At 49.7% G+C, this 1327-nt stretch carries 1 pseudogene; it reads right to left on the minus strand.

The window, feature by feature from the left end:
* Positions 1-1327: pseudogene (locus R7044_RS24085) on the minus strand (Tn3-like element ISShfr9 family transposase); the annotation flags it as partial.

A 1327-nucleotide genomic window follows, 5' to 3' on the forward strand; every position in this document is an offset into this window, starting at 1 on the left:
CAAACAGATCATTGATGACACTACTGAACTGCGCGTATCGCGGTGCAAAACTGTAACCGCATAGATCCAGTAAGGCGAAGTTAACATGATTGACACCGTGTGTATCTGTCGAGAGTACGTCAGGTTTGATTTCACTGCTGTTGGATTGTAACAGGTCATAAATATAGTGTGATTCGTGCTCGTTGGAACCGATGATCCGAGCATTGAGGGCGCTGTGGTTGGCCACCAGTGTCATGGCCGTGATCCCTTTGTTGGTGCCGAAATACTTAGAGGAGTACCGGGTTTTAAAGGTTTCCAGATGGGTTTCGAATTTCTGACCATCCGCACTGGCGTGCAGCTGGTCCTCCTGAATATGGTAGTGGCGGAAGATGGGTAGCGCTGCAACCGCATTATTGATCACGTCGCTGGCGTCATGCAGCGTTTCAGGCCGGATATAGTTGGCCTGCACCGTACTCAGGTGTTCATAGCTTCGATCGGAGATCTGCGCCATGCCATACACACCACGGTGAGTGGCGTTGGCAATCAGAATGGCCAGTAAATCATCCTGATGAGTGAACCCTTGTTTTTGTATCGGAAGTACATGAGTCAGACATTTCATGAACCCGGTTTCGCGCTCTACATACCGCAGTACATCCGCGATACCGACCGGTTGCATTCGCTTAAAAAAGGGATTGTTGACCAGAGATGTAGCGCTTTTGGTCGGCAGACGCCAGCGGGTACCGGTACGATTTTTCATGATCACATTTCGATTGTCTCCCTCATCAATATGGAGAGCAACGTCTTTGAGTGCACTTTCCAGCCGGTGTTGTTTCTCCTGTAACAATAACTCTGCGGGCTGTTTTAGTCTGTCCAGTGTTGATGAGGCCAGCAAGGTATCCTGCGATGTCTGGGGGATCAGGTCGTCTTCCAGTGCGCGGTATTTGGTAACATTTGGCAAATAAATGCGTCCATTCAGTCGTGAGGTTAACTGCCGGTAGAGCAGCCATTCGTAACGTTGCGGGTTAACGTTATCCTGTTTAACCAACCATGGGAGGTGCTTTTTCGGGATGAGCGACGTATCCATCGTCTTCAGTGGTCCACCGAATGCGATTTCCGTCTGCATCTGTTGAAGTTGGGCGACGACGGCTTCTGAGCCTTTACCGGCCTCACATTCAAGGCACAAGAACACCTGCCTTAACAGTTGCTCCAGGAGATTGCATTGTTCATCGTAATGTTGCCACTGGTACTCTTCCACGGTCCGTTTCTGTTTTTTCAGGTAAAGGCAGAGGGTCTGGATATCCCTGTCATTCATGACCTTCAATGCCTGTTGTCTGACTACTGAGAAGGG

The sequence above is a fragment of the Vibrio sp. 1402 genome (assembly GCF_033340275.1).